The sequence below is a fragment of the Acinetobacter sp. YQ_14 genome, assembly GCF_043102985.1.
Taxonomy (GTDB): Bacteria; Pseudomonadota; Gammaproteobacteria; order Pseudomonadales; family Moraxellaceae; genus Acinetobacter; species Acinetobacter venetianus.
Genome location: NZ_JBICJJ010000002.1, coordinates 80,989 through 106,899 on the forward strand (window position 1 = coordinate 80,989; position 25,911 = coordinate 106,899).

Annotated in this window: 23 protein-coding genes; 17 read left to right on the top strand and 6 right to left on the bottom strand. The window is 39.3% G+C overall.

Annotated elements, in window-relative coordinates; all coding sequences use genetic code 11:
• The first annotated feature begins 17 nt into the window (after positions 1-17).
• The 4 genes from ACF8D3_RS00395 (at position 18) to ACF8D3_RS00410 (ending at position 5,315) form a co-directional block, all read left to right on the top strand.
• Complete coding sequence (locus ACF8D3_RS00395; protein ID WP_007481429.1) at positions 18-515, top strand: disulfide bond formation protein B; 498 nt, start codon at positions 18-20, stop codon at positions 513-515.
• 165 nt (positions 516-680) lie between these two features.
• Entirely contained in the window at positions 681-3,527 is a 2,847-nt protein-coding gene (locus ACF8D3_RS00400; RefSeq protein ID WP_392469499.1) for a type VI secretion system Vgr family protein, read from the top strand.
• Positions 3,528-3,529: 2 nt separating this feature from the next.
• The gene (locus ACF8D3_RS00405; protein WP_392469501.1) at positions 3,530-4,846 is read left to right on the top strand and encodes a LysM peptidoglycan-binding domain-containing protein; all 1,317 of its coding nucleotides are present in this window, start codon (positions 3,530-3,532) and stop codon (positions 4,844-4,846) included.
• On the top strand, positions 4,836-5,315 hold the full coding sequence (locus ACF8D3_RS00410) for a hypothetical protein (RefSeq protein WP_007481421.1): 480 nt from the start codon (positions 4,836-4,838) through the stop codon (positions 5,313-5,315). Before ACF8D3_RS00405 ends, ACF8D3_RS00410 begins: the two co-directional genes overlap by 11 nt.
• Before the next feature lie 285 nt (positions 5,316-5,600).
• On the opposite strand, the gene ACF8D3_RS00415 is transcribed toward ACF8D3_RS00410, so the two are convergent.
• On the bottom strand, positions 5,601-6,947 hold the full coding sequence (locus tag ACF8D3_RS00415; RefSeq protein WP_019385652.1) for a hypothetical protein: 1,347 nt from the start codon (positions 6,945-6,947) through the stop codon (positions 5,601-5,603).
• Positions 6,948-7,210: 263 nt separating this feature from the next.
• Between ACF8D3_RS00415 and ACF8D3_RS00420 the strand changes: the two genes are divergently transcribed.
• From ACF8D3_RS00420 to urtE, 7 genes are all read left to right on the top strand, one after another.
• Complete coding sequence (locus ACF8D3_RS00420; RefSeq protein ID WP_392469503.1) at positions 7,211-7,801, top strand: YqiA/YcfP family alpha/beta fold hydrolase; 591 nt, start codon at positions 7,211-7,213, stop codon at positions 7,799-7,801.
• Between the two features lie 14 nt (positions 7,802-7,815).
• On the top strand, positions 7,816-9,699 hold the full coding sequence (parE, locus tag ACF8D3_RS00425; RefSeq protein WP_130132802.1) for a DNA topoisomerase IV subunit B: 1,884 nt from the start codon (positions 7,816-7,818) through the stop codon (positions 9,697-9,699).
• A 261-nt stretch (positions 9,700-9,960) separates the two neighbouring features.
• Positions 9,961-11,241, top strand: a complete 1,281-nt coding sequence (urtA, locus tag ACF8D3_RS00430) for an urea ABC transporter substrate-binding protein (protein WP_004878113.1) — start codon at positions 9,961-9,963, stop codon at positions 11,239-11,241.
• A 93-nt stretch (positions 11,242-11,334) separates the two neighbouring features.
• Positions 11,335-12,969: an urea ABC transporter permease subunit UrtB gene (urtB, locus tag ACF8D3_RS00435; protein ID WP_392469504.1), complete on the top strand. Its 1,635-nt coding sequence runs from the start codon at positions 11,335-11,337 to the stop codon at positions 12,967-12,969.
• 4 nt (positions 12,970-12,973) lie between these two features.
• Positions 12,974-14,044, top strand: coding sequence for an urea ABC transporter permease subunit UrtC (urtC, locus tag ACF8D3_RS00440; RefSeq protein WP_004878108.1), 1,071 nt, complete (start codon positions 12,974-12,976; stop codon positions 14,042-14,044).
• Positions 14,045-14,872, top strand: a complete 828-nt coding sequence (urtD, locus tag ACF8D3_RS00445) for an urea ABC transporter ATP-binding protein UrtD (protein ID WP_019385647.1) — start codon at positions 14,045-14,047, stop codon at positions 14,870-14,872.
• A gap of 9 nt (positions 14,873-14,881) precedes the next feature.
• Positions 14,882-15,580, top strand: coding sequence for an urea ABC transporter ATP-binding subunit UrtE (gene urtE / locus ACF8D3_RS00450; RefSeq protein WP_392469505.1), 699 nt, complete (start codon positions 14,882-14,884; stop codon positions 15,578-15,580).
• 213 nt (positions 15,581-15,793) lie between these two features.
• On the opposite strand, the gene ACF8D3_RS00455 is transcribed toward urtE, so the two are convergent.
• From ACF8D3_RS00455 to ACF8D3_RS00465, 3 genes are all read right to left on the bottom strand, one after another.
• Positions 15,794-16,534, bottom strand: coding sequence for a hypothetical protein (locus ACF8D3_RS00455; RefSeq protein WP_392469506.1), 741 nt, complete (start codon positions 16,532-16,534; stop codon positions 15,794-15,796).
• Between the two features lie 71 nt (positions 16,535-16,605).
• Positions 16,606-17,151, bottom strand: coding sequence for a GNAT family N-acetyltransferase (locus ACF8D3_RS00460; protein ID WP_392469507.1), 546 nt, complete (start codon positions 17,149-17,151; stop codon positions 16,606-16,608).
• Between the two features lie 136 nt (positions 17,152-17,287).
• Positions 17,288-18,013: an outer membrane protein OmpK gene (locus ACF8D3_RS00465; protein ID WP_004878102.1), complete on the bottom strand. Its 726-nt coding sequence runs from the start codon at positions 18,011-18,013 to the stop codon at positions 17,288-17,290.
• Between the two features lie 373 nt (positions 18,014-18,386).
• Between ACF8D3_RS00465 and ACF8D3_RS00470 the strand changes: the two genes are divergently transcribed.
• From ACF8D3_RS00470 to ACF8D3_RS00490, 5 genes are all read left to right on the top strand, one after another.
• Positions 18,387-18,749 (top strand): HPF/RaiA family ribosome-associated protein, encoded by a 363-nt coding sequence (locus tag ACF8D3_RS00470; protein ID WP_004878101.1) that lies wholly within the window; start codon positions 18,387-18,389, stop codon positions 18,747-18,749.
• 145 nt (positions 18,750-18,894) lie between these two features.
• Positions 18,895-19,440: an ankyrin repeat domain-containing protein gene (locus tag ACF8D3_RS00475; RefSeq protein ID WP_392469508.1), complete on the top strand. Its 546-nt coding sequence runs from the start codon at positions 18,895-18,897 to the stop codon at positions 19,438-19,440.
• A gap of 32 nt (positions 19,441-19,472) precedes the next feature.
• Complete coding sequence (locus tag ACF8D3_RS00480; RefSeq protein ID WP_392469510.1) at positions 19,473-20,240, top strand: transporter; 768 nt, start codon at positions 19,473-19,475, stop codon at positions 20,238-20,240.
• 83 nt (positions 20,241-20,323) lie between these two features.
• Complete coding sequence (dsbD, locus tag ACF8D3_RS00485; RefSeq protein WP_392469512.1) at positions 20,324-22,174, top strand: protein-disulfide reductase DsbD; 1,851 nt, start codon at positions 20,324-20,326, stop codon at positions 22,172-22,174.
• On the top strand, positions 22,171-22,869 hold the full coding sequence (locus ACF8D3_RS00490; RefSeq protein WP_061518130.1) for a glutathione S-transferase family protein: 699 nt from the start codon (positions 22,171-22,173) through the stop codon (positions 22,867-22,869). Before dsbD ends, ACF8D3_RS00490 begins: the two co-directional genes overlap by 4 nt.
• A gap of 36 nt (positions 22,870-22,905) precedes the next feature.
• Here ACF8D3_RS00490 and ACF8D3_RS00495 read toward each other — a convergent pair whose 3' ends face one another.
• Both ACF8D3_RS00495 and ACF8D3_RS00500 read right to left on the bottom strand, forming a co-directional pair.
• Entirely contained in the window at positions 22,906-24,093 is a 1,188-nt protein-coding gene (locus ACF8D3_RS00495; protein WP_061518165.1) for a GGDEF domain-containing protein, read from the bottom strand.
• Between the two features lie 282 nt (positions 24,094-24,375).
• On the bottom strand, positions 24,376-25,287 hold the full coding sequence (locus ACF8D3_RS00500; RefSeq protein ID WP_004878088.1) for an alpha/beta hydrolase: 912 nt from the start codon (positions 25,285-25,287) through the stop codon (positions 24,376-24,378).
• A gap of 155 nt (positions 25,288-25,442) precedes the next feature.
• Between ACF8D3_RS00500 and ACF8D3_RS00505 the strand changes: the two genes are divergently transcribed.
• The gene (locus tag ACF8D3_RS00505) at positions 25,443-25,880 is read left to right on the top strand and encodes a DUF2147 domain-containing protein (RefSeq protein WP_004878087.1); all 438 of its coding nucleotides are present in this window, start codon (positions 25,443-25,445) and stop codon (positions 25,878-25,880) included.
• Positions 25,881-25,911: the final 31 nt, after the last annotated feature.

Below are 25,911 nucleotides of genomic sequence, written 5' to 3' on the forward strand. Positions count from 1 at the left end.
ATTTTAGAGGACTTCCCATGCGATGGAATTACCGTTTAGTTAGTGCACTTCTGGTACTGACCAGCATTATTGGTATCTCGTTTGCGTTGTATTTAGAGCATGTTCAAGGTTTAGAACCTTGCCCGCTGTGTATTTTCCAACGTATTGGTCTCATTGGAATGGGGCTAGTGGCGCTGATTGCATTTATTCATAATCCTATTTCAAATGGTTTTAAGCGGTTTTATGCATTATTGGCAACTTTATCAATTGGTTGGTCTGTTGGTGTTGCCGCTCGCCATGTTTGGTTGCAGCATTTGCCACCAGATAAGGTGCCTAGCTGTGGTCCAGGCTTAGACTATTTAGTTGAAGCATTGCCAATGAAAGCAGTTTTCCAAGAAGTGCTTTCAGGTTCTGGTGAATGTGCTGCAATAGATTGGACTTTCTTAGGTCAATCGCTACCTGTTTGGTCGTTTATCTATTTCCTTTTGATTTTATTGGTTTGCTTATGGCAGTTATTTAGAAAGTATCCAAAATAAATATGATTTAGATATTTTAAAGCCCTAGAGATCATGGTGTTTCTAGGGTTTTATTTTTGGTTGAAGATTGAGATCTAGAATTAAAAAAACTACGCATAAGATGTAGACAGATAGGTCTGTTTTTTGTAAAGTGCCGCTGATTATTTACACTATTGATTATAAAAAATGCTTTTTAATATATTTAATGTATTAGAAAAAATGGGGCTAAGTGCACAGAAGCGTGCGATACACGTACAATTTTCTAATAACCTTCTGAATAGTCAGATTTTTCTTCAGAGAGTACAAGGGCAGCACCAACTTAATTCAGGTTTAGAGGCTGAATTAATTTGCCTTTCAACCAATGCTCTAATTCCCTTAAAACAATTTATTGGGACGCAGGTTGCAGTTGATCAGGTTACCGACTCAGGACAACTGTTTCGAACCACGGGAATTGTGACAGAGGCCAGTTATGGACAAAGTGATGGTGCTTTAACGCTATATAAATTGACCATAAAAGATGCGACTAGTTTATGGCATAAACGTCGTAATAGCCGAGTTTTTATGAATAAAACGATTGTGGAAATCACAGAAGTTTTATTCAAGGAGTGGCAAGGACGAAGTCCACTTTTTGCAACAAGTTTAAGTCTTGATTTGAGTGGCTTAAGCCAAAATTACGACATTCGTCCATTTGCGATGCAACATAATGAGTCAGATTACGACTTTCTTACACGTTTATGGCGCAGTGAGGGTGTGAGTTGGCTCGTTGATGAAGCTGAACTTTTTGTACTTCATTCGAATATACCTATCAAAGCCCAAAAGCTGCGATTGATTGATGATAATAGTCATTATGAAGCTTTAGCTCGACGTAGTATTCGTTTTCACCGTAGCAGTGCAACAGAATTCCAAGACAGCATTACGGATTTTGTTGCGATACGCAGCTTGCAACCGACTGCGGTGCATGTGCAACGTTGGCAGCCCGATGCTTTAGCACAAGACGAAGGTGCAGGCTCAGTGGTTACAACTCATAATCATTCGGAAAGCTTTGATTCTGCCAGCTTAAGCCTTGAGCAAGCATGGCATATTAGCCCAGCTTGGATGCAAGACTTGCAGGGGGAAGACCAAGCCACTCCTTCTGGGAACAGCCAGTTAGAAAAACTGAATCAACAATTCAATGACATGTATGCCAGCCAAGCCAAATGCTTTAAGGCTTATAGTACGGTGCGGGATAGCCAAGTTGGTTATTGGTTCAATTTTAGGGAGCATCCTGAAATTGATCTGCATAATGGGGTTGATCAAGAGTTCCTAATTATCGCCAAAAATTTCTATAACCAAAATAATTTACCGAAAGATATTCAGCAACAAGTTAACCAATTATTAAGTCATAGTCGTTGGGAACAACAACGTTATGAGGATGCTGAACGTCAAGGTAATGAACTGACTTTAATTCGTCGTCAAATCAAAATTATTCCTGAATATGATCCAGAACAGCATCGTGCTATAGCCTATCCACAACGTGCCAAAGTGGTTGGCCCTGAAGGCGAAACCATTTATGTAGATGAGTGGGGGCGTATCAAAGTCCGCTTTCTATTTACCCGTATTGACGATCATGGACATGATGGTGGGGCAGGTAGCAATGACAATGACACTGATTCAGCATGGATCGATGTCCTCACGCCTTGGGCTGGGGAGGGGTATGGTGCACGTTTCTTACCGCGTATTGGTGAGGTGGTAGTCATAGACTTCTTTGATGGCAATATTGACCGTCCTTTTGTCACCGGGCGAATTCATGAAGCGCAGCGTTCACCGACCAAGTTTGATATTAAAGGACAGCTTCCAGATACCAAAAAACTCAGTGGTATCCGTAGTCAGGAAGTTAATGGTGGTGATTTTAACCAGTTACGTTTTGATGATACGACAGGACAAATTAGTACCCAGTTACAAAGTAGTCATGCTGCGACACAATTGAATTTAGGTAATTTAAGTCATCCTAAAATTCAAGAAAATAGTAATGGTCGTGGAGAGGGCTTTGAGCTTAGGACTGATGCTTGGGGCGCTGTACGTGCTGGCAAGGGTATGCTGATTAGTACTTATGCCCAAGAACAGGCAATTGCTGATCATTTGGAAGCCCAATCTGTGAAACAACAATTGCAAGCTAGCCAAGGTAATGCCAAGGCACTTAGTGAAGTTGCCAAGAATCAGCAGACTGATGAAATTGAATCATTAGAACAATTAAAAGAATTTGCCGCGGGGATTGAGGAGAAGATTGCTAAGTTTAATAAGGCAATGCTGTTACTCAGCTCACCAAATGGTATTGGTTTAAGTAGTGATGAAGATATTCATATCTCTGCGGATGGGCAAATCAATCAGACCGCCAGCGGCAGTATTAATCTAAGTTCACAAAAAAATCTGATTGCTCATATACAAAACAAGATTAGTTGGTTTGCAGCTGAAAATGGCATTAAGCAGGTTGCAGCGAAAGGAAAGTTTGAAATGCATGCACAGTCAGATGGAATTGATTTCTTCGCCAAGAGAGCTATTCAGATAATTTCAACAGAAGATAAAATTTATATTACTAGCCCTAAGGAAATTAGCTTTACGGCTGATGGATCTGCATTAAAAATCAATGAGTCTGGTATCTTTCTTATTACTAGTGGTAAGTTTGAAGTTAAAGCCGGACAACACAAATTTAAGGCTGGGCAGCAAGTTAAAGTAGAGGTTCCCACTTTACCTATCGTTGACGAAATCAAAACATTCACTAATAAATGGGATTTTTATGACTTATTTTATGAGTCTAATTTTTCAGAAGTAAAATATAAATTAATCAATAATAAAAATAACTCCTATGTTTCAGGAACTTTGGATGCGCATGGACGAACTCAGCGTATTAATACATCTAACAACGATGATCATGACATTCTCATCGGTACCGATGGTGACTGGACAGTTTCATTGGATGATGGAATAGAGGTTGAAAATTTTGAATACAACTGTAGTTGTTCGCATGAAGATCATCTGGATCAGGAAGAAATATAAGTATGGATTGTTTAGCTAATATAAAATTTTTGGATGCGCTTAATCAGCCTATTAATGGTTTAGTTCACCAACTTTGGATCGGTTCAATACTCATTTCTGATCATGTTACTTCTACTAGTGGAGAATCTGTATGGATTAAACGTCCAGTTGGAACAATTATTGATGTTCGGGTAAAAAGTCTTACATCTGGAGAATATAAATCAAAAGTTAAAATACAGCTTATTGGTGAAAAGACCATATTCATTGTACGTAGCCCAAAAGTTTTATTAAAAGGTGTAAAACTTTCGGCAAAAGATGTAGCTACGGGCACTTATGTAAGATCAACCTATATTGTTGCAGAAGGAGACTATCTAGGTAGAATTGCGGATGATAATCATACTACTATAAATGAATTGATAAGAATTAATAACTTAGACAGTGATTCAGATATTCGGCCTGGGCAAATTTTAAAGATCCCTATTAAAAAAACAGAAGCGCAAACACCATCATCTGAAGTTAAGCAAAAAATACAAATAGTAAATCCAAGTCAGCAAGAAAAAACAAAAATTATTGTTGTTCAACAGAATGATTCTTTAGCCTTAATTGCTAAACTGACTAGTAATACAGTTGATGAAATAAAAAAACTCAATGGTCTAAGTAGTGAGAAGCTTAGTCAAACGCAAAAATTAAAGGTCTATGATCGTCAAGTAGCATCTATAGTAAAAAAAACGCAAATATTAAAGAACAAAGATGAGGAAAAGCCAGTAACGCTACCAAAAGTTACGCAAGATGCATCAAAGAATAAGGAAAAGGCTCCTATAGTAAAAATAGAGTCTAAGGCTCAGGCCACCTCTAAAGTTTCTCAAAGGAATGAAAAGGCAATTGCAAGGTTGCATCCCCAAGTGAGGGGATTAATTAGGAAGTTTATTAATGATGTATATCTGAAGCATCAAATACAGCTTGTTATTGTTCAAGATTATAGAACATATGAACAACAAGATGCTTTATATGCAAAGGGTAGAACAACTTCCGGTCGGATTGTGACAAAAGCTAAAGGTGGTCAAAGTAATCATAATTTTGCCTTAGCTGTTGATATTTTTCCATTGTGGGCAGATGGTAAACTTCATATGGATGCAAAGTCAGATGCTGAAAATATTAAAATTTTGAAAAAGGTTGCACCTATAGGAAAGAGTATTGGGTTGGAGTGGGGCGGAGACTGGAAGTCAATTACTGATAATCCACACTTTCAATTAAAAACAGGCAAGACTATGTCTCAGCTTAGACAATTAACTAAAGATGCTGGTGGAGACCCTTTAAAGGTGAAATATGATGTTAAATAAGAAGCTTTTTCTCGTAAAAATTACTACTATTATTTTTATATTCTTAACGGGTTGTAATCTATCAGCTAAAACAAATCCATCTTCTGAAAAGGTTTTTGAGCTCGATTTAACAAATCAAGGAATTAGCTCCGAAGGTGGGGGGATAGAATTGGAAAAGAGCGGGAAGAACTGTTTCCTTATACTTAGTATTTATGGAGAAACAGGTCAAGAAAAATACAAGTTTAAATTTAATAAAAATAATTTGATATCAACTAATTATGTGAATTACAGATATAGAAATGGATTGATAAATATCGATGACGATCTTAAAGATCTTATTGCAGATGATCATAGTGAGCTAAGTGATAGTGATATGGAGTTGGTTGTCGATAAAGTATTTATTGGAAGCGAAAACATAAATATTACCCAAAAGTTTAATACATATAAGCGGAAAGTACCTTCCAACATTTTAATTAAGAACTGTAACTAAACTTTAAGAAAACCATTTAGTTATCGAATTTAAATGGTTTTTATCTGTAATGGCTTATGCAGCTCAAATCTATTCTGAGTTCGCGATACACTATGACGGGGTTCTTTTTGAGATATATGCAGTCATATCCTACTAAAAAGTGAAGCTTTGAAATAGTAGAAGAGCTTATGCGCTAAAAAAATGTGCTGCTTGGAGTGATTAGGTACTTAGGTACCAATGTAACAACTTATCTTTTAAATATTTTTTTAAAAAAAAGCTCAGCTATACAGCTGAGCTTTTTAAATTTTAAGTCTCAACAATTCCTTCTAGATCATCAAAGGTATAATTATTCGGCACATTAATCATATGTGTTTGAACACCATTCTCAATAACTTCACCGACTTCTGGATACAACCAACGGGTGATTTGTTCGGCTACACTTGAATGATATTGAATTTCAAAATGATTCAAACCATAGAAAACAGCTTTATGCGTATCTGGCAATTTAAGCTGAAAACGAGGGTTTGGATGTTCACCCAAAGCACTCTTAACACTGACGAGATAATCCCCAATTACTTTAAGTGCTTTATTTTTAACTTTCTCAAATTCTAATGTTCCCGCAATCAGGAATGTGTTGATATGTGAGGGTAATGGCGCTGGCTTACGATTGTCATCTGCAAAGCCGATACGTGCGTCATTATGTTCCCAGTCATCATCACGAACACTACCATAACGCAGATCGAGTATCCCATTACTACGCACATTCACCAATTGGCCGATCAGACTAATAAAAGGGAAAGCACCTAGTTTATCTTGTAAAATAAAACCAAAGCGTTCAAGCACTGCACCATGATGAGGCGAACCAATACAGACGAGGTTCTCAACCATATGAACCCATTGATATAAGTTCTGTTTGCCATAAAATAATGCACTACGAGAGACTAATCCGCCCATACTGTGACCGATTAAATCAATACTGGTAATACGTGGATTTCGTTGTACTAAGTCTTCCAATACATTGGCAAAACTACGACCATTCGCAGAAATACGACGGCCTGTGTTGTAGTTAAGGTACAGCATCGTATTATTGTCACGTTGTGCTAAAAGACGTTCACCAATTCCACCATAACGTTGATTTGACCAACTTAAATGGTTCATACATAAACCATGTGTCAAAATCACAATACGACCAGTTAGCTCACCTTGTTGTAATGATCCATAATGGTCATAAAGCACCATTGGTAAAGCCATTGGATTGTGTTGTTTTAAAAAGAAATCACCAAAGATTCCATTGAGTGCACCAACTACAAAATGAAGGGTTGGATTCAATGGTTTATCATGCAAAACAGGAAATTTCTCAACGATGTGACGTAAACTTGGTGCAAGAAAACTGCTACCGTATTTTTGCAGTGCATCATAAGAAAATTGATAAAATTTCTGTAGTTGCGGCAATTTTTGTAATTTTTTTGCTTTTTGTGCGCTTAAACCAAGTGTAGTCCTTAACACTTCAGTTTGCACCAATTGCACCAATTCGTGAACACCGCTTAAACTTGTGCTCACAAGTTGTGCCAAACCTTCCAAAACATCTGCCTGACTTGGGGGCGTACTGTCCCATTTGCAGTAGGTTTCATGCAGAGGTGTTAAACTTGGCATTTTTATTTCCCCATCCTTGATATATATACCGAAGGTTTGAAGTTATTAACTTATCATTGTTTAGATAAACTACAACAAACTCTTACATCTTATGTCTTTCATAAGTAATTTTTTTAGAATACTGATGAACGGAGTACAGTATCGTTATTTGTGTCGGACAATATCGAGCTTAAATGTAATTTATATTGTTATATGTTTATCTATTAAACAGAATAATGTGATTTATTTCACAGCAAGTCAAGTTGTTGTCTATTTTGGTGCGTATGGAAATTATATATTTACACGGCTTCCGTAGTAGTCCGATGTCTATAAAAGGGCAACAATTGAAACATTATTGTGCAAAATTAGGCGATGTGCATGTTCATCTCCCTGATTTAAATCTTTCTCCAGATCAAGTGATTAAACAAGTTTCTGCCTTGATTGAGACATTACAAAATCAAAAAGTTGTGTTGGTAGGGAGTAGCTTGGGAGGTTTTTATGCGACATACTTTGTCGCCAAATATGCTTGTCCAGCTGTACTGATCAATCCTGCTATGCAACCATGGCAATTATTTCAAGATTTATTTGGGATTGAGCAAATACCACTCAAAGTCACCGAATCATGGACACTTGATCATGATCAATTGCAGCAATTACAATCGATTGCTGACACGAAGTTACATCATGCTGATAAAATTCTCATGCTATTGCAGCAAGGCGATGAGGTCTTGGATTATCGTCAAGCACAACGTTATTATAGTGCATCACGTCCATCCTCATTGATTTTAACCGACGCTAATGGTAATCATGCAATGGATGATTTTGAAGAAAAATTACCCTTAATTCTCGAGTTTTTATCGGCAGCCATCCAATAAGGAAGTCAGACCCAGTGACACAATACACGGCACAATCCCTTGAAGTTCTTTCTGGTTTAGATCCTGTTCGTCGTCGACCAGGCATGTATACCGATACCTCGCGTCCAAACCATTTGGCGCAAGAAGTGATCGATAATGCTGTGGATGAAGCACTCGCAGGACATGCAAGCCAGATTTGTGTCACGGTTTATGAAGATGGTTCTTTATCAGTAGAGGATAATGGGCGTGGCATGCCTGTTGATATTCATCCTGAATATGGGCAAAGTGGTATTGAGATTATTCTGACCAAGCTGCATGCAGGTGGCAAATTTAGTACCGATAATTATCAATTCTCGGGTGGTCTACACGGTGTTGGGATTTCCGTGGTCAATGCTTTATCTACGCGTGTTGAAGTTGCCGTTCAACGACAAGGCAATTTGTATCAGATGGCCTTTGAGCAAGGCGAACCTGTTGCCCCTTTATCCGTATTGGAAGGTAAAGTTGCAAAACGTGCGACGGGAACAACAGTACGTTTCTGGCCAGAAGCCAAATATTTTGATAGTCCAAAATTTGCATTAAAAGCACTAAAACATAATTTAAAGGCTAAAGCCGTTTTAGCGGCAGGTCTCAAAATTACTTACGACGATAAGATTAATAAAGAAAAGATTGAGTGGCAGTTTGAAAATGGTCTAGTTGACTATTTAATGGATGAGTTGGAAGACCGAGAGATTTTACCAAGTCCTGCATTTGTGAGCAGTGGGCAAGCAGAACGTGCTGCATGTGAATTTGCGATCTGTTGGAATGTCGAAGGTGGTGAACAAATTCAAGAAAGTTACGTCAACTTGATTCCAACAGCACAAGGTGGTACTCATGTGAATGGGTTACGTTCAGGTGTAACCGAAGCTTTACGTGAGTTTTGTGAGTTACGCAGTTTGTTACCACGGAACGTCAAACTTTCTGCTGAAGATGTTTGGGATGGTGTGAATTTCATTTTATCTTTGAAATTTCAAGAACCTCAGTTTTCGGGTCAAACCAAAGAGCGTCTATCGAGTCGTGAAGCATCGAATATTGTTTTGAATATTGCCAAAGATGCCTTTGCTTTATGGTTAAACCAACACGCCGAGATTGCGACACAATTGGCTGAGATGGCGATTGCTAAAGCTGGGCGTCGTCTAAAAGCTGCAAAGAAAGTTGAGCGTAAGAAAATTGTTGCAGGGCCAGCCTTACCTGGAAAATTAGCAGATTGTGTGGGCTTAACGCGTGAAGACAGTGAATTATTTATTGTCGAGGGAGATTCTGCGGGTGGGAGTGCCAAGCAAGCGCGTGACAAGAATTTCCAAGCGATTATGCCGATTCGAGGAAAAATCCTAAATACATGGGAAGTTTCTTCAGATGAAGTATTAGCTTCACAAGAGGTACATGATATTGCCATCGCAATCGGTGTTGATCCAGGAAGTGATGATCTTTCGGAATTACGTTACGGTAAGATTTGTATCCTTGCTGATGCAGACTCGGACGGTTTACATATTGCGACGTTGCTTTGTGCCTTATTTGTGAAACATTTCCCTGCCTTAGTCGAAGAAGGTCATCTTTTTGTGGCGATGCCACCGCTGTTCCGTATCGATATTGGTAAAGATGTGCACTATGCCTTGGATGATGACGAACTTGAAAACATCTTGAAAAAGATCAAGGGTAATAAGAATCCACAAATCACACGATTTAAAGGATTAGGTGAGATGAATGCCAGTCAATTACGTGAAACGACAATGGACCCGAATACACGTCGTTTGGTGCAATTGGATTTAGATGATGCACATTTAACTGCTGGTTTGTTGGATAAGTTACTTGCGAAAAAACGTTCAGCCGATCGTAAGCATTGGTTAGAACAAAAGGGTAATTTAGCGGATATCGTGGTGTGATACCGGATCAAAAATAATTTTTAAAAGCCAAGCATATGCTTGGCTTTTTTTCTTATTAATATTATTGAGTCTTTTATTGAATAAATTTGCATCATTTTAGTTCATCACGTATTTTTTTGTATGCAGTGTTGTATACAAGATTGGATTTTCATCCAAAACTTATAGTTAATATTAATATAAAACAATAACTTAAATTGTTGGCATAGAAATTGAATAACTCCATCCAGTAAAGATCAAAATATCAATGGGTGGAGAAAAAAGATGCAAAATAAATTCATGTCAATGTCTGTGTTAATGGCAGCGATGATGGGGGTAGGCTTGGTCGGTTGTTCTAAGCCAGCGGAAAAAACAGAACAAACAAAAACAGAATCCACAGCGACACCAGCAGCTGATGGTGACACGATTAAAGTGGGTATTCTTCATTCACTTTCAGGTACGATGGCAATTTCTGAGACATCACTTAAAGATACTGCCCTCATGACCATCAATGAAATTAATGCCAATGGTGGAGTATTAGGCAAAAAATTAGAACCTGTGGTGGTTGATCCTGCATCTGATTGGCCGTTGTTTGCTGAGAAAGCGCGTCAGTTAATTACTCAAGATAAAGTTGCTGTAATTTTCGGTTGTTGGACTTCAGTTTCTCGTAAATCTGTTTTACCTGTTGTCGAAGAACTCAATGGGTTGCTGTTCTATCCAGTGCAATATGAAGGTCAAGAACAATCTAAAAATATTTTCTATACAGGTGCTGCACCGAACCAACAAGCGATTCCAGCTGTTGAATATTTAATGAGTGACGAAGGCGGTAAGGCTGAGCGTTTTGTTTTACTCGGTACGGACTACGTTTATCCGCGTACCACCAACAAGATTTTACGTGCTTTCTTGAAGTCTAAAGGCGTTGCCGATGCAGACATCATGGAAGAATATACGCCATTTGGTCATAGCAACTATCAAACCATTGTTTCAAATATCAAAAAATTCTCTGCGGGTAAAAAGACTGCGGTGATTTCAACCATCAATGGTGATTCAAACGTTCCTTTCTATCGTGAGTTGGGTAACCAAGGCATCAAAGCATCAGATATTCCAGTGATGGCTTTCTCTGTCGGCGAAGAAGAGCTACGTGGTATTGATACTAAACCGTTGGTCGGTCATTTAGCATCATGGAACTATTTCATGTCAGTTAAAAATCCGAAAAATACGGATTTTGTGAATAAATTTAAGCAATACGCAGTCGAATATAAATTGCCAAACGCAGACAAAGTTGTGACCAACGATCCAATGGAAGCGACTTATGTCGGAATCAATATGTGGAAACAAGCGGTTGAAAAAGCAGGCACAACCGATGTTGATAAAGTCCGTGATGCAATGGCCGGTCAAACCTTCGCAGCACCATCTGGCTATACTTTAAAAATGGATGAGAGCAATCACCATTTACACAAGCCTGTGATGATTGGGCAAATCCGAGCAGATGGACAATTTGATGTGGTGTATAAAACCCCTGAGACCATCAAAGCAGAGCCTTGGAGTCCATATATCCCTAAATAATTTCTTTCAAACCTGCTGTTTTAAGCAGCAGGTTTCTTTATTTTCATTTTCCGCTTCAATCATTTCAAAAATACAGTAAATAAGGGGAGTCATATGGCGAAACAATATGTTTTGGCGCTGCTCTGTGTCATGGCGCAAGTGATTTTTAGCCCTGTATGGGCAGAGCAAGCCACATCGACGATAACACCAACAACAGTGACGCCTACAGCTTCTCAAGATGCAATTCAAACCTTTGTTCAAGCAGATTTTGCAACACGCCGAGCGATGTTGAATCAATGGCCTGCAAGTATTGAGGAGCTTGATCAATTGGTTGCTTATATTGATCAAAATCAGCTCTATACTGATAGCACGGGACATACTTATATTCTGCAAGATGATGAAAAATTATTAAGCTATCCACAACAACAAGTTATTGAAAATTGGCCAGCGGACTTATCACAAGTGACGTTGGTCAATACTTTGCGCAAAGCTTTAAATTTTGGACAAGCCAAAGTTAAGCTCAATTCAAATGACGCATCGCAACGTTTAGCAGCGGTTGATATTTTAGAAAATAATTTGAATGAGCTAGATCTTGCGACAGTAAAACAACTTTATCTGAATGAGAAAAATGATCAGGTCAAAGCACGTTTGGCGCAATTGAAAGCGCGTTTAGATTTTAACAGTACCGATGAGTTCACCAAGATTGAAGCAGTTAAAGTTCTTTCAGATTCTAATCGTCCTGATGTGTTGGCATTGATCGAACAGAGCTTAGCCCAACCCCAAAATAACGCAGTATTAAAAACAGCTTTAGTCGATGCGCAAAAGAAAATTAAAACACGTATTCAAATGAGTGAATGGTCTGGACATGTATTTTCGGGTCTAAGTACAGCAAGTATTTTACTTCTAGCGGCGTTGGGACTTGCGATTACTTATGGTTTGCTTGGTGTCATCAATATGGCGCATGGCGAGCTGATCATGATCGGCGCGTATACCACTTATGTAGTGCAAAGCTTCTTTAAAACCCATTTTGCTGGCTTAGTCGATTGGTATTTATTGGCTGCGATTCCTGCTGCATTTTTAGTGAGTGCTTTAATTGGTATGTTGATTGAACGCACTGTGATTCGTCCGCTTTATGGTCGTCAACTTGAAACATTATTGGCAACTTTCGGGGTCAGTCTGATCCTCATGCAAGCGGTACGCATGATTTTTGGTGCTCAGAATGTTGAAGTTTCCAATGTGGCATGGCTCAGTGGCGGGATTGCTGTTACTCCAAGTTTAATGCTGCCGTATAACCGTATTGCCATTATTGGCTTTACTGTTGCGGTGTTACTGTTGTTGCTGTTCTTACTTAATAAAACTCGTTTTGGTTTATTCGTGCGTGCAGTGACGCAAAACCGTCAAATGGCGCGTGCGGTGGGGATTCGTTCAGCGCGTATTGACATGATGGCATTTGGTTTGGGTTCTGGTTTAGCAGGTCTTGCTGGTTGTGCTTTAGCTCAAGTGGGCAATGTCGGGCCTGACTTGGGACAAAACTACATTATTGATGCCTTCCTTGTTGTTGTGGTGGGTGGTGTCGGTCAAGTTTGGGGTGCAGTACTTGCTGCGTTAGGTCTAGGGATCAGTGGTACGGTCTTGGAAATCGGGCTAGGTGCTGTTCTTGCAAAAATTATTCTCTTGGTTCTTGTGATTTTGTTTATCCAAAAGCGTCCACAAGGTTTGTTTGCCATCAAAGGTCGTTTCGTGGAGTAAGCCAATGAAAATCACTTCTCTCTTTGCAGATAAACCGTATAGCGCCGTCGCGATTGCAATTTGTTTTGCAGTGTTGATGGCACTACCGTGGTTACATTTACTTTCTCCAGATTCTGCATTTTATTTGTCTGCTTACTGGATCACCTTGATTGGCAAAATCATGTGCTTGGCCTTAGTCGCATTGGCATTGGATTTGGTTTGGGGCTATGCAGGCATTTTGAGCTTAGGACATGGTTTGTATTTCGCTTTAGGTGGTTATGCGTTTGGCATGTACTTAATGCGTGAATCAGCAGGTGATGGCTTGCCTGATTTCATGCGCTTTTTGAGCTGGACAGAATTACCTTGGTATTGGATTGGAACAGAGCATTTTTTATGGGCCTTGGCTTTAGTCGTACTGGTTCCAGGCTTAATTGCTTTTATCTTTGGCTTCTTTGCTTTCCGCTCAAAAATTAAAGGCGTGTATTTCTCAATTATTACCCAAGCCATGACCTTTGCGGCAGCGCTATTGTTCTTCCGTAATGAAACAGGCTTTGGTGGCAATAATGGTTTTACTGGTTTTAAAACGATTTTAGGTTTTGACATCACCTCAGCACCGATGCGTGCCAGCTTATGTTTTATGACTGCTTTGGTTCTGATGTTGTGTTTTATTGGTTTACGTCAATTGATGAATCGCCCTTATGGTCGTGTGCTTGGCGCGATTCGAGACAGTGAAAATCGTTTGCAATATCTGGGTTATCGCACGCTTTGGTACAAGTTGTCTGCATGGGTGCTTTCTGCGGTGATTGCAGGCATTGCAGGTGCTTTGTATGTACCACAGGCAGGCATTATCAATCCAAGTGAAATGAATCCTGTGAATTCGATTGAAATGGCGGTTTGGGTGGCAGCAGGTGGTCGTGGCACATTAATTGGACCAATTTTAGGTGCTGGTTTGATTAATGCGGTGAAAACTTATTTTACCGTGGCAGCACCAGAAGCATGGTTACTCATCCTTGGCGCATTGTTCATTGTGGTGACTTTATTCTTACCAAAAGGTGTGATTGGTTTATTTGACCGTTTTAAAAAGGAGAGCAATTAAATGAGTGATTTATTAACAAACTCTGCTCAACATGGCGGTCAACTCGGTGAAGGCTATGGTCGCACCAAACCTCAAGGCGCTGATTTTAGTCATGGTATCGCGCTTTATTTAGAAAAAGTCAGTGTTTGGTTTGATTCGTTCCGTGCCTTGAATGATTTATCGCTGTATATCGCAGAGGGTGAATTACGCTGCATCATTGGTCCAAATGGTGCAGGCAAGACTACCTTAATGGACGTGATCACAGGTAAAACTCGCCCGACGACAGGCACGGCTTTTTTTGGGCAGAATTATGATCTTGCCAAAATGAGTACTGAACAGATTGCGGAAGCAGGAATTGGTCGTAAATTTCAAAAACCAACGGTATTTGAAAATTTCACGGTGATGGAGAATTTACTTCTCGCAGCACCGCGAGACAAAAGAGTGAAGAAAAGCTTTTTTAGTCGTTTAGATCCAGAAGCGCAGTTGGCATTAGATGAGAGTTTGCAGCAAATTCGTCTGCAAGAGTTCATTCATAAACCCGCAGGCTTGTTATCACATGGTCAAAAGCAATGGTTGGAAATCGGTATGTTGTTGATGCAACGTCCGAAACTGATTTTGTTAGATGAACCCGTCGCTGGTATGACCGATGCAGAGACAGAGCGGACTGCTGAATTGTGTTTAGAATTAAAAAAGAATCATACCTTGGTGGTAGTAGAGCACGATATGAGCTTTATCGACACTATTAGTGAAAAAGTCACAGTCTTGGCACAAGGTGCAATTTTGGCAGAAGGCACATTGGCAGAGGTTCAAGCCAATGAAGATGTAATTGAAAAATATTTAGGACGATAGGAGACTGCTATGTTAGAAGTTAAACAAGTCAACCAGTTTTATGGTGGCAGTCATATTCTTCGTGATGTGTCTTTGTCTGCCCCAGTCGGCGAATGTAGTGTTGTGCTGGGACGTAATGGTGTGGGGAAAACCACATTGCTCAAGTGCTTGATGGGGATTCTGCCGATTAAGTCGGGCGAAATATTATTGGATGGAAAAGACATTGCAAAAATGACACCTGAGCAACGTGTTCGAGCTGGTTTAGCTTATGTCCCCCAAGGTCGTGATATTTTTTCGACATTAACCGTTGAGGAAAATATTTTAATTGGTATGGCTAAATTTTCAGGGGCTAAAACACGTAAAGTTCCAAGCCATTTATATGAGATTTTTCCTGTTCTTGAGGAAATGAAACATCGCCGTGGTGGTGATTTATCGGGTGGTCAGCAACAACAACTTGCGATTGCGAGGGCTTTGGCATCAGAACCTCGTGTGTTGATTTTGGATGAACCCACAGAGGGTATTCAGCCATCCATCATTAAAGATATTGGTCGAGTGATTCGTAAGCTCGCAGATCAAGGTGAAATGGCGATCATTTTGGTGGAGCAGTTTTATGATTTTGCCGAAGAGCTCGCGGATGCCTATATGGTAATGGCGCGTGGGCAAGTCGTTGCTCATGGGAGAGGTGAGGAAATGCCTGAAAAAGGGATTCGCGAGTTGGTGGCGATTTAATATTCTTCAACTAATGATTTTTTAGCTGTTTTCTAAATCATGTGCCTGAGTGATATATTTTACTTTTGAAAGATCAAAAGTAACAAAAATCTTTTGTTCGACTGACGGTACTTCCTTGTAACCGCAGTCGAACAAGGCGACATCCATGTCGCCTGTCACAATAGTGAATGGTGGGTAAATACAATTTAGAAAATTAAATGGTTGGTACTAGATTTATTTGCCTTCAACCTTATAAAACGTGCCACCTGCATAAACATTATGTCCAAAGCCACAGGTTGAATCACCGTTGTTTTGCTCAACCTCGATTTTTTGACCATTTTGTAGGTCATTTAAAAACTGTAGTTTGATGGTGCAATCTTCATAACGATAGCTGGCTTGCTTTGATGTAACAGGCATGTTGGTGTCAAATTGTCCCATATTTGGACCATAAATTAGACCTCTAAGCCCAAAGTAATAACCATCAAAATCGATTTCATATTTATTTTTCTTTTTACTCACCTTGATGTAGTCCCATTGCCCAAAACCATTGGCTCGGACATAAGTACCTTGTAAATCTTTGGTGATCTGAGGTTTTGGGAGCTGTTTTAAGTTGTATTGACTGGTTTTCGAGTCTTTATCTCTTAGAAACCAAACTCTGGCCCATTGAGGTTTTCCAAGTTTGGCATAGCTTAAACCGACATTATTATTGGCGATTTCTATATCACGATCACTTACTTCGATACCGCTTTCATCAGCATTTAATTTACAGAAATGTGCCCATGCTGCTTGGTCTTCAAATTGTTTTACTGCTTCAGCATACTGTTTTTGATCGTAGAACTTTTTACCTTGCTGGGCGTATTGTTTTACTTTGGCACAACCTTGCTGTAACTCTTCTGCAAAAGAAGATTCAGCAAAACTGCTTGCGGAAATAATGGCAGTGATGGCGATTAAACTGAGCTGAGATATTTTAATCATTTTCAATATTTTTAAAGTTGCTATGACAACAGTGTATCCAATGACGATGAATTTGTGCTGTGATGAAATTGTTAGTTGCTGAGCTGTAGCTGCATCCAAACTAAGTCTCGCCAAGTTCCCTTTTTTTGTCCAACTTGGGGCATATAACCCGTTTTTACAAAACCAAGCTGTTCGTGTAGCACAATTGAACCTATATTTTCACTATCAATTGCGGCAACCATGATATGCATCTGTTGCTGTTTTGCTAGATGAACCAATTGTTGCATGAGCGCTTTTCCCATCCCTTTACGGGCATAACTTGGATCGATAAACACAGAGTGTTCAATTGTTTGACGATAACCCGAAATACTCCGAAAACTTGCATAATAGGCATAGCCTGCAATTTTTTTGAGTTGCAAATCCTCAACCACAATCATTGGAAATTGTTGTTCTTGTAAGGTTAGAAAACGTTGTTGGTAGTCTACAAAGGAAACCGCTTGATCGTTCCAGTTCGCTGTTCCATTTAAAATCTCTGCATTATATATCGCGAGAATTTGTTCGAGATCATGCAAGTTAGCAAAACGAATTTGATAATCTGATGAGAGTGTTATTGGAGCAAGTGAAAGCAGAGCTGACATGGGTGTGACCATCAAAGCAGATTAAAAATATAGATTAAATCATATCTCAATACGAGAAATATCAAGTGATTCCAATATGATCTCTACAAACAAAAACAGCAAGGAATTCCTTGCTGTTTTTTTCATTCTAATTGGCTTAGAAATGATATTTGATCAAAGCACTGACGTTGTTTTCGTCACGGTTTTTAAGACCAAATTTGTTATTCCAAACAGAATGTTCAACACCTAAATATAAACGAGTGTCAGGTGAAATGTGTTTACCGACATTCCACTTATATTGTGTTGTCCAGTTGAGTTCGCTCGCGTGATCTTTCTCACCCGTAGACCAGTCAAGGAAACCATCAACCAAGAAATCTTCGTTAGATACTTTAAATGGCAATGCATATGCGATCGTCATTTGATAGTCATCAGCAGTTTTTTCGTTGTTTGCGCGATAGAAATTCACATTCGCATATTGGAAATATGGAATTGCAAGATCGAAACCTACGCCGTATAAGAAGTTATCAAAACTAGAGAAATCATCATTGTTGCTTTCCCAAGTTGTTGAGATTAAAACATCTTTCACTGGACCAAAAGCAAGTTTTTGACCTGAAATTTCGCCTAGGCTTAAACGTGGAGAAAGTTCGAAATAAGTGCTTTTATGATCGTCGCTACCACGCATGCGATCCATAAAAAAGAATACATCGGCATATTTAACTTTTGCCGCATATTCAACAGTCAAAGTTGTTTGTTTTTCATCAACAACTTCGTAATTTTCACCATATAAACCAGTTAAGCTGAAATCCTGCCAAATTGGTTTCGCCTGAGCGAAAGCTGCTGTAGATACCAATAGACATGTAGCCGCAAGTTGCTTCAATTGCATTTAAAAAATCTCCCCCACAAAAGGCGTGTAAAGCATACAAGTTATGAAGCAAAAATAAAGCCAAATTTGACCAAATGCTCAAAAGAATTGTATACGGCAAAAATCAACTTAAAAGACAAGGCTTGAGCGCTGACTTTTTAATCATATTTCGATGAAAATCTGCAAAATCAGCTTGCATATTTATAAGGAAAGACAGATATTGGAATGAGAGAAGATCTTCTAAATGACTGAAACGCAACAGATGTGAAGCAAGGAGACGACAAGCATTTACATAATCAAAATATACAACTGCACTGAATGAATGCATGCTCAAAGTGTGCTGAATAAATAAAGTTTCGTAGAACCGTCTCACAGAAAAGAGAGGAAGATATTTATGAATATTGAAATCCGTACAGATAAAAACATTCAAGGTAGTGAACGTTTAATTAGTTATGTCCGTGCAGAACTTACGCAAGAATTTCAACGCTATAGCGAGCGTATTACACATTTTTCGGTTCATATTAGTGATGAGAATGGGGAGAAAACGGGCGATCATGACAAACGTTGTATGATCGAAGCTCGTCCAGCTGGAATGAAGCCAATTGCTGTGACTCATAAAGCAGCCAATATTGATGCATCTATTCATGGTGCAATCGATAAGCTGAAACGTAGTTTGGAACATTTATATGAGAAAAAAGACCATCATCGTGGTGGCTTACCAGAATATGTCGATGTTGAGGTCGATGACGAAGCGTAAATGTCGGTAAAGACATAAAAAAAGCCCTTAGTTGGGCTTTTTTTATGTGTGTATCAAATTTATACATGATTTTTGGGTCGTTTTATAAAAACCTGTCAGGATATTCGGCATAATAGAACCATTAAAAATATTGAGAGAATTGGTCATGTTAAGTAACCAACAGCAGACCTTGGTGCAAGCCATACAACAACTCGACTTAAACCAAGTGCAATCTTTGCTTGCTGAAGGACTCGACCCAAATTTTATTGATCCTGAACAAGGTCCTCCTGTCTCAGTGATTTGTGATGGTTTATTTGCTTGGTGGGAAAAGATTTGCGAAGCATATGAAGCTGGTGAACCACTCAGTGAGACAGAAAAACAACAAGAACTCCAAGTCTATTTAGATATTTTAGATGCACTGATTAAAGCAAAAGCAAACCTGCATTTATGGGATGCCGAAGAGTTTTATGGCCCACTTTGGGATGCAGCAAGTTCAGCATGTGTACCAGTTGTACAACGTTTGTTGGATGAAAAAGTTGATCCAAATACCCGCGATGAAGAGGGCTTAACTATTTTATCGTCTATTAGTCAGCTATTCTTTGATTGTGAATTTGATGAAATTGATTGGTCAGAGTCATTAAAAGAAGAGCGCGAAACGCTAGAGTTGCTCCGTCAAAATGGTGCGAAAATGTCAAAAGAGCTAACGGCATAAGCTTAGCCAACAGAATGAAACAGGGGATAATGATGAAAAAAATTCAGACATTGGGCGTTGTAGCCGTATCAATGATGGCAAGCACAGCTTTTGCGGCAGACTTTTCTTTTGACCGTCCAGGTTCAGGGATCAGCACGGGCATTACACCTGTAGGTCAACTCGCTTGGGAGCAAGGTCTACCATCTGCGAGTTACCAAGAAGATACGATTGATGGTGAGAAAACCAAAACAGTTACTTTAAATGGCGATATGTTGCTACGTACAGGTCTTGCGGATGGGCTTGAGTTACAACTTGGTTGGCAAGGTCCAGTTTGGCAACAGTATAAACGTGCGGGTAAAACCAAAGAAACGAATGGTTTAGGCGATGTAAGTGTTGGTCTAAAAAAGGCGATTGATTTAAAAGATGATCGTTTAACGATGGCTTTGTTGGCTGAAGCAATTATTGCGACAGGGAACGATGAATTTACAGCGCATGATGACATTTATAGCTTAACGTCTGCGGTCGCTTATAAGTTTAGCGATCTCATCGGAACATCAATTACCATGCGTTACGAAGCACAAAATAGTGATTGGGCTGTAACCGCAATTCCAACGATTGATTATAAAATTGCAGGTAAATTATCAGGTTATTCTGAGTTCGTTTATCGAAAAGCTGAAAGCCAAGATTATGAATATGGCTTAGGTACAGGACTTATTTACGCGATCAATAACCGTGCACAATTAGATGCAAGCGTTGGTGTCGATTTAAATGGTGACGAGCGCAGCTACAATGGTGGCTTAGGCGTATCTGTTTTGTTTTAATGAAAAAATGCTCTGAGTTATTCCTGTTTCTATGATTTTTGAAGCACTGAAATAAGGTCTCGGAGCACATCAGAGAGAAAATAATGAAAATGTGTGTTCAGGGTGAACGCAGTTCCCAATGGATAAGTTATTTTATTGGAACGTTGCTATTACTCTGCGGGTCTTTGACCTATGCGCAAGACAATTCAGCAACCTTACTAAGCCCTGAAGATGCATTTACATTTTCAGTTGAATCGACCAAGACCAATCAAGCGCGTTTACATTGGACGATTCAGCCGAACTATTATTTATATCAGCACAAATTTGAAGTACAGCAAGGCAATCAAGCGGTTGCACTTAATTTTCCAAAAGCTGTTGATCAGTATGATGAAAACTATGGTCATAGCCAAGTTTATTATCAACAAGTCGAATTTGATATTCCCACACAAGCATCACAACATTATCGTGTCACATGGCAGGGCTGCGCCAAAGATCGTATTTGTTATCCTCCGCAAAATATTGAATTTCAAACTGATGTAGATGGTTTGGTCAGTGTACAAAACACCAATCCAAATGCACAAAAACGATTTTTGGATCTCGCACGATCGTCCAATGCTTTAGATACTCAAACCACTTCGTTAGAAACAACTGAACAAGCACCTAATGTAACCTCATCTGAGCAAGCTGACGGTACGGTTATGGCTCAAGACCAAAAATGGTCAAGCCGTCTGGAACAACACTCTTTGGCTTATAGCCTATTATTATTTCTTGGCTTAGGCATATTGCTGGCTTTTACCCCATGTTCATTGCCGATGCTGCCAATTCTCACGTCGTTGCTTGTTCGTGAGCATAGAGGCGTTCGCGCTTGGTCGATTGCACTTACTTTTGTGGTGAGTATGGCGCTGGTTTACGCTGTTTTAGGTATGATCGCATCAGCAGCAGGTTTGAATTTTCAGCGTTGGTTACAGCAACCCGCAACCCTCATTGCTTTTAGCTTATTGTTTGTGGTGTTTGCACTAAATTTGTTTGGTTTGTTTGAAATCAAATTACCGCAAAAATGGGTCAATCGACTGGATCAAATGCAGTCAGCACAACAGGGTGGTACCTTGGTGGGCGCAGGCATCATGGGGATGATTTCGGCGCTATTGGTCGGACCCTGTATGACCGCACCTTTGGCAGGTGTACTGCTATTTATTTCCCAAACTCAAAATCAATGGCAGGGAGCTTTACTGCTTTTTGCACTGGGTTTTGGAATGGGGATTCCTTTGCTGTTGGCAAGTGTGCTTGGCTCTCGTGTGTTGCCAAAAGCAGGCGATTGGATGAATCAAATCAAGATCATTTTTGCCTTTTTGATGTTGGCACTTAGTCTCTATTTCATTCGTCCAATCCTGCCAGAATTAGCGATCCAAATTTTGAGTCTGATTGTAGGCCTCGCCTTTATTATTTATGCAGTTTATCGCTTATTTGGTCAAAAAAACAAACTGCAATGGTTATATGCTGTATTGCTGGTTTTAGTAATTCCAGCACTCGCATTCAATCAATATCAACATTACCAAAATCTGAGTTCGGTACAAGCAGACAAGTTAGCCGAATGGCATGTTGCCAACAGTGCTGATCAATTTAATCAAATTCTTGCTTCAGCACCGACTGATCGTATGATTGTGATTGATGTTTATGCAGATTGGTGTGTGGCATGTCAGCCGATTGAGCATCGTATTTTAAAAGATGCAGAAGTCCAAAACGCGCTTGCGCCGTATTATCTGATTAAGCTTGATCTGAGCCACTATGATGCATCACATCAAGCTTTATTGAGTCAGTGGGATATTCTAGGACCACCTACTTATTTGTTCTTGGATCAGCAACATAAAGAAATACGTACTTTACGTTTAACAGGTGCATTCCAGAAATCTGAATTACTGCAACAGCTTGCACAATTAAAAGAGAAATCATCATGAGTTATCAGCTATTTATAGGAAATAAAAACTACTCAACATGGTCGATGCGTCCGTGGATTTTATTAACACAAGCCAATATTGCATTTGAAGAACATTTGATTCGCTTTGATAGCTTTGAGCCAGACAGTGAATTCAAAACGGAAATTTTAAAGCTCAATCCCACTGGTAAAGTGCCCGCTTTGGTTGATGGTGACATAGTAGTTTGGGATAGTCTGTCGATTTGTGAATATGTCGCAGAACAAAATCCTGAAAAAGCATTATTGCCAACAGACCAAAAATTACGTGCAAGAGCGCGGACAATTAGCGCTGAAATGCACAGCAGCTTCCAAAACCTACGTAATTTCTGTCCGATGAATGTCGAAGCTGATTTGGCGCATATTGGACAACAATTGTGGAATGAAAATGCTGAATTACGTGCAGAAGTTGCACGGATCGATCAAATTTGGTCTGAACGTCCAAGTGAAGACAGCTTCTTGTGTGGTGATTTTAGTATTGCCGATGCATTTTATGCACCAGTGGTCATGCGTTTTGTGTGCTATCAGCTACCGATTTCTCAGTCGAGCCAAATGTATATGCAAAAAATATTAGCGCTTGCATCAGTGCAACAATGGATTGACGAAGCCAAACAAGAGCAAATGTACGTACCTTTTGACGAACCCTACCGTCAGAATCGTGAGGAATATCTCATCGATTAGTTGAACCGATAAAGCGAAGATACAACGATCTTCGCTTTAATTCGCCACTAAATCCGTAAATATTTTTACTTGATTACGCCCAGCGGCTTTTACCGCATAAAGGGCTTGATCTGCCTGACTGATCACTAAATGCGGCTCGTCTGCACTCAATGAGCTACTAATACCAAAACTCGCACTCACTGAAAACTCCTGATGATCTTCGGTAGTGAAAATTAGCTGGGAAATCGCCATGCGGCAGCGCTCAGCAACATTTTGTGCATGGGGTGTGGTGGTATTTGGAAGTAACAAAATAAATTCCTCACCGCCAAAGCGACCAATCATATCTTGATCACGAATATTATCTGAAAGACATTTGGCTACTTGGACTAACACTTGATCTCCCATATTGTGACCAAAATGATCATTAATACTTTTAAAATGATCTAAGTCCAACAAAACAACGGAATACAGTTGATCTGGCTGTTGATATAACTTCTCCAAGTGATTGCTAATACTTCTGCGATTCATCACGTTGGTCAGTGGATCAAGGCGACTTAACACCTGAATAGCTGTTTCGCGAGTACGCCACTGGGTGAGTAAGCTTTCAAAAAGATATAAACAAGCAATTAAAATAGGCAGTAAAAAGAAAAACATGCTGCCGACCCAAAACGGATGCATTTGCGCTTGATTTAACACTTCAGGCCTAAAGATTGGCGCGTAAGTTAATATGCCAAAAATACTTAAAAAACTACAAAATAAGAGCGCTATAGTTGCAGGTACGAGGGCGCAATAAATCATTCTACGATCAAACAAGACCAATCCAACACCCACTACACTGACATAAGCAACCATGGTTGCTGGACTAAAACTACCGATCAAATAGCCTGTGTGGCAGAGCAGAACAGTAAAAACCTGTACGCTTAGAATAGGAATAATATTCTGAACCCATTTTTTATCTTTATAGAAATAACAAGGGATAATCATGCTCAGAAATACGCAGAGCATAATAAGATTGGTCCATAATTTAGAACGAACCAAAGGTAAATTAACCCATTGCCATGTCGCAGAATTCAGTAGAACAAAACTGTCCCAAATAATCCCAAAAAGGCTCATTAATGAAGCAAGGATTAGCAGCAAGATTGTTTTTCTTAACATGTTCCAATTGATTAATGGTTCATGTTCCCAAAGCTGCGAAAAATTCCATTTTTCTGTATTTGCTAAATCCTTAAATCGAATCTTTATCATTGGCATGCATCCTTATATGCAATGAGATTCCTAAGAAACTTTATAAGTGTAAATTCGTCATCAAAATTATCGAGAAATGACTGTTAAAATAACAATAACATCTTTGGAATGAGAATGAAGTCTAGCTAAAGACTTTTTAATGCAAAATAGAAAGGGAAAAATTCTTTGAAAAACGGTCTATTATCTAAATATCCGATGATTTTTATTTTATAATGACAAAAATAAATTAAGAGTGACAATGGTCAGACATAGCTGACCATTTTTGCATATATTTTGATCAGATTAGTCTAGATCAAGCGAATGTGCGAATTCAGCAATATCAGCCAATGCCTGTTTAGCTTCAGGAAACCATGCATTAAACATTTGGAAGTTGTGCCACATCCCTGTGTAGAGTTTGAAGTGAACTTTGACATCTGCTTGTTCAGCTTTTTCTCTAAAACGCTTTGAGTCATCCAGCAGAATTTCTTTAGAACCGACCTGAACCAGTGTTGGTGGTAAGCCATCAAGATCATCAAACAGGGGAGAAACTCTCGGATCGCCAGGTTGGATATCATCGGTTAGATAATGCTTGATACCTGCTTGTAGAGCTTCAATCGATAACAATGCATCGTGTTTCTGATTGAAACGTAGCGATTCACTGGTCAGTGTCAGATCCAAATAAGGCGACATCAATATCAAACCACTCGGCATGAGTTCGGGTTGCTGTTTCAGGCGTAGACAGAGTGCAAGCGCGAGATTGGCACCACAAGAATCACCTGAAATAATAATATCCTTTGGTTTAATCCCTTGAACGAGTAGTGCTTGATAGACATCAAAAATCGCATCAATCGCTTCAGGGTAAGGATGTTCAGGTGCAAGAGGGTAATCCACATGAATCACTTGCATCTGAGTACGCGCAGCAAGATCAGTCATCAGAGCACGATGAGTATTTAAGCTACCAAGAAAAAATGCACCGCCATGAATATGAAAGATCAATTGCGTTGCAGATGCTTGCGCTTTAATTTCTTCACCACGTACACCAGCCAAACGAATTGGTCGAATTTGTACTGTTGGATTTTGTGGAAATAAGCGACAAAGTTGATCGAGAACTGGTCGTAAAGCATTCGGTGCTAAATTCAACTGACTTGGCGTGCGAATGGTCGCCTTTAGTAACGATTCAGTAAAATAATATTTCCAAACAGTACCAAATTTCATAATTTTTCCATATTGTTAGATCAGTATAATAATAAGTAGAGTTAGTTCATGAACTCGTCAGGTTATACCAAATAGTCATAATCAAGAATTGCAATATTGATTGAAGTTCCCAATACTCTTGGTCTTGAAAAGACCCCCTTAAGGATATTACAAAAATGAAGAAAATTGCTTTAGCATTTGGATTGCTCGGTTTAACAACTTTTGCCAATGCGGCGGATGCGCTGAATGGTACAGTTTGGCAAACAATTGATGATGAAACAAAACAACCAAAGGCAATTGTAAAGTTTACGGAACAAAAAGATGGATCGTTAACCGCATCGATTCAAAAATATTTAGTTGCTGGTCAAGAAAATGCCTGCTCTAAATGTGAAGGCACTTACCACAACAAACCACTAAAAGGCGTGACGATTGTTCATAGCTTGAAAAATGTCGGTGGTACGAACTACGACAATGGTTCAATCATTGATCCTAAAAATGGTAAGACATACAAGTTAAAAGCTGAAATGATTGAAGGCGGTAAAAAACTGAAATTACGTGGTTATATCGGTATTGCAGCTTTAGGTCGTAACCAAACATGGATTCGCGTGAACTAAGATTTCATAGCACTAAAAAACCGAGCTAAAA